This window comes from Acidobacteriota bacterium (assembly GCA_030949985.1).
Classification (GTDB): Bacteria; Acidobacteriota; Polarisedimenticolia; order J045; family J045; genus JALTMS01.
On sequence record JAUZRX010000082.1, the window covers coordinates 1 to 2,625 of the forward strand.

General features: G+C 66.1%; 4 protein-coding genes. All 4 read left to right on the top strand.

The genetic code is table 11. The features are described 5' to 3' along the window. On the top strand, positions 1-859 hold an 859-nt coding region (locus Q9Q40_14145; GenBank protein ID MDQ7008358.1), incomplete at its 5' end, for a hypothetical protein. Continuing rightward, positions 856-1,035, top strand: coding sequence for a hypothetical protein (locus Q9Q40_14150; GenBank protein MDQ7008359.1), 180 nt, complete (start codon positions 856-858; stop codon positions 1,033-1,035). The genes Q9Q40_14145 and Q9Q40_14150, both read left to right, overlap by 4 nt. Beyond that, positions 1,035-1,970, top strand: a complete 936-nt coding sequence (locus tag Q9Q40_14155) for a phage tail tube protein (GenBank protein ID MDQ7008360.1) — start codon at positions 1,035-1,037, stop codon at positions 1,968-1,970. The genes Q9Q40_14150 and Q9Q40_14155 overlap by 1 nt, the downstream gene beginning before the upstream one ends. A gap of 18 nt (positions 1,971-1,988) precedes the next feature. Beyond that, positions 1,989-2,396 (top strand): hypothetical protein, encoded by a 408-nt coding sequence (locus tag Q9Q40_14160; protein MDQ7008361.1) that lies wholly within the window; start codon positions 1,989-1,991, stop codon positions 2,394-2,396. Positions 2,397-2,625 lie beyond the last annotated feature (229 nt).

Genomic DNA, 2,625 nt, shown 5'->3' on the forward strand with positions numbered 1-2,625 from the left:
GGGAGCGCGCACCGGCAGCGGGTATGCGTCCGTGCGCGTGGAGCGCACGCCGCTTTTCATCGACCCCTCGACCGGCAAGTGGGTATACGGCCCGGCGGTGGCGGGGTACGTGTACCAGGTTCCGTCTGTGCGGTACGAGGAGAGCCACACGGCGTCAGTGTGGGCGAGGCGCGTGTCGGGCGCTGTGGGTCTTGCGCTGCAGGTGCGCAACCCCTCCACGGGAGACTGGCAGACGCTCGCTGCGATCGGCGCGGGCGACAGCGTGCCGGACTACGCGCAGCTCTCCGGGCGCTTCGAGTCGCTCGGCGTGGACGTGGAGTTTCGCGTAACCGGCGTGCTCGCCGGTACGACGACGACGGGTGAGTGGTACATCGACGATGCGAGTCTGGAGGAGGACATGGCCGCCAAGAGACGGGAGATAGAGGCGGCGATCGCCTCGACGCTGGAGGGGATCACGACCGCGGCAGGCTACTCGACGACCGTGCAGACGGTGCAGCGCGGCCTGCGTGGCGATCCGGCGAAGCTGGACATGCCGACGCTGCTTGTCTTCTGGGATGGCCCGGAGAGCAAGGAGGTCGCGGCACTGCACCGCAAGCGCGGCACGGTGCATTTCACCGTGCGCTGTGCGATGCGCTCTGAGGGCGATGCCGGCCGTGACGCGATACAGGATCTCGCCGGCGACGTGGAGACGATCCTCGAGACGCAGACGGACGGAAAGTATATCGGACTCGGGTACATCGACGATCTGTACGTATCGGAGATCGACCCGTGGGAAGCGGGTGTCGATGGGCACCCCGAGCTGAATGTGATCGACGTGCTCGTGACGGTGGTCTACGAGCACAACAGGACGGCGCCATGAAGCGGATCGTATGGAGTGGACAGGGTAGAATCGGACTGTGGGACGGGCGCTACCTCGAGCCTGGAGTCGCGATCGAGGTCGAGGACGAGCGCGCGGAAGAGCTGCTGGCGCGCGACAGCCGGTGGGCTGAGGCCGACACGCGGAGGCCCGCCGGGCGCAAGAAAGGGGATGACTGATGCCTTACGATATCTTTGCCGGATGGGGCGAGCAGGCCGCCTATGGGACCGCCGTCGCGCGTGCCCAGTTTGCCCGCGTGTACGACGGCTCCGCGGTGACGCACAAGCACCCGGGTGATCCGCACACGTACCTCGGCCGCGCCGACCCGGAGACGATCCACTACGGGCTGGAATACGGCGAGTGGACGCTCGAGCCTGTGCCGGTGTACGACGGCATCGGCAAGCTCTTCAAGCACGCCCTCGGGTCTGTCACCGACGCCGGCGCCGGTCCGTACACGCACACGCACAGCCTGGCTGACTCGCTGCCGGCGAACGGCTTGAGCATCGAGCTGCACAAGGGTCTCGATCCGGCGGGTGCCGAGTCGAAGCTCATCACCGGCGGCAAGATCAACGAGTTCGCATTTGAGGCGTCGGTCGGCGAAGAGCTGAAAATCCGTTTCGGCGGTATCGGCCAAAAGGCTACGATCGTCGCCAAAACGGCCAGCCCGACTTATCCGGACTACGACAACGACATCGTAAAGGTGTCGCAAATCTCTGTCCAGATCGACGGCGCAACGACGAACGTCACGGGTATTTCCGTGTCGCTGAACAACAACCTCCGCACCGACCGCGGCTTCCTCGGCTCGCAGTACATCGCCGAGCCGACGCGCGCCGGCAATCGCGAGATCACCGGCCAGGTTGATAAGGAGTGGGAGGACGCGACGCTCTATAACAAATTCCTGTCTGGCGCCACGGCCACGCTGCTCATCACGTGCACCGGCAGCGGCAGCAACAAACTCACGATCCGGTGCAACGAAATCGTCTTCCTCGGTGACGTGGACGAGGAGCTGACGCAGAGCGAGAAGATCGGCCAGACGCTGCCTTTCGTCGCGCGGCATGACGCGACGTATGGCGCACTCCAGATCGTCGAGACGAACGGAACGGCGACGACCTGATAATCGAGGAGGGGACACATGGCCAAGCGGCGCAGGGTGACGCTAGATGTAGACGGTGTCGAGGTGTTGTTCCGCGTGCCAACGGCGGCGGACGTGTGGGCGGTGCTGGGTACTTTGCCGGTGCTGCCGACGTCCGCCGGGCACGATGGCGAGATCGATCCGACGGACCCGAGGGCGATGCAGGCAGCGCTTGCGTCGCTCGCCCAGGCTGACGCGACGCTCAGGCGGTGCGCGCTCGCGCCGCGGCTGGTGGATGAGAGCGTGGCCGATCAGCCGGAGGGCGAGCAGTCCCTGCAGGAGCTCGACCCAGAGGCGCGCTTTGCCGCCATGACGGAGCTGTACCGCATCGCGGGTTTCAGCGAGGAGGCCGTCGAGGAGGTGCGCCCTTTGTCCGAGACCGGACAGGGCTCGTCGGGCTCGGGGTGATGGCCCGCGAGTGCCACTGCAGGCCGAGTGACTTTGTGCCGGGCCTGTCGCCCTTCGCGGCGCTGACGATCGACATCCTCGCGCTCAAGCACACGCGGCCGAAGGCGCAGGCGCACATGACACATCAGAGCAGGCCGGGGGTCTGACATGGCAAAGCGCAAAGCAACGATCGTCATCAACGCGCAGGACAAGGCGTCGCCGAAGGAAACACCCCCACGGGCGTGGGGAA

Bases quoted from the DNA above. Each gene is read 5' to 3' on its own strand.
- Q9Q40_14150 (MDQ7008359.1), top strand. From the start codon at position 856: ATGAAGCGGATCGTATGGAGTGGACAGGGTAGAATCGGACTGTGGGAC.
- Q9Q40_14160 (MDQ7008361.1), top strand. From the start codon at position 1,989: ATGGCCAAGCGGCGCAGGGTGACGCTAGATGTAGACGGTGTCGAGGTG.
- Q9Q40_14155 (MDQ7008360.1), top strand. From the start codon at position 1,035: ATGCCTTACGATATCTTTGCCGGATGGGGCGAGCAGGCCGCCTATGGG.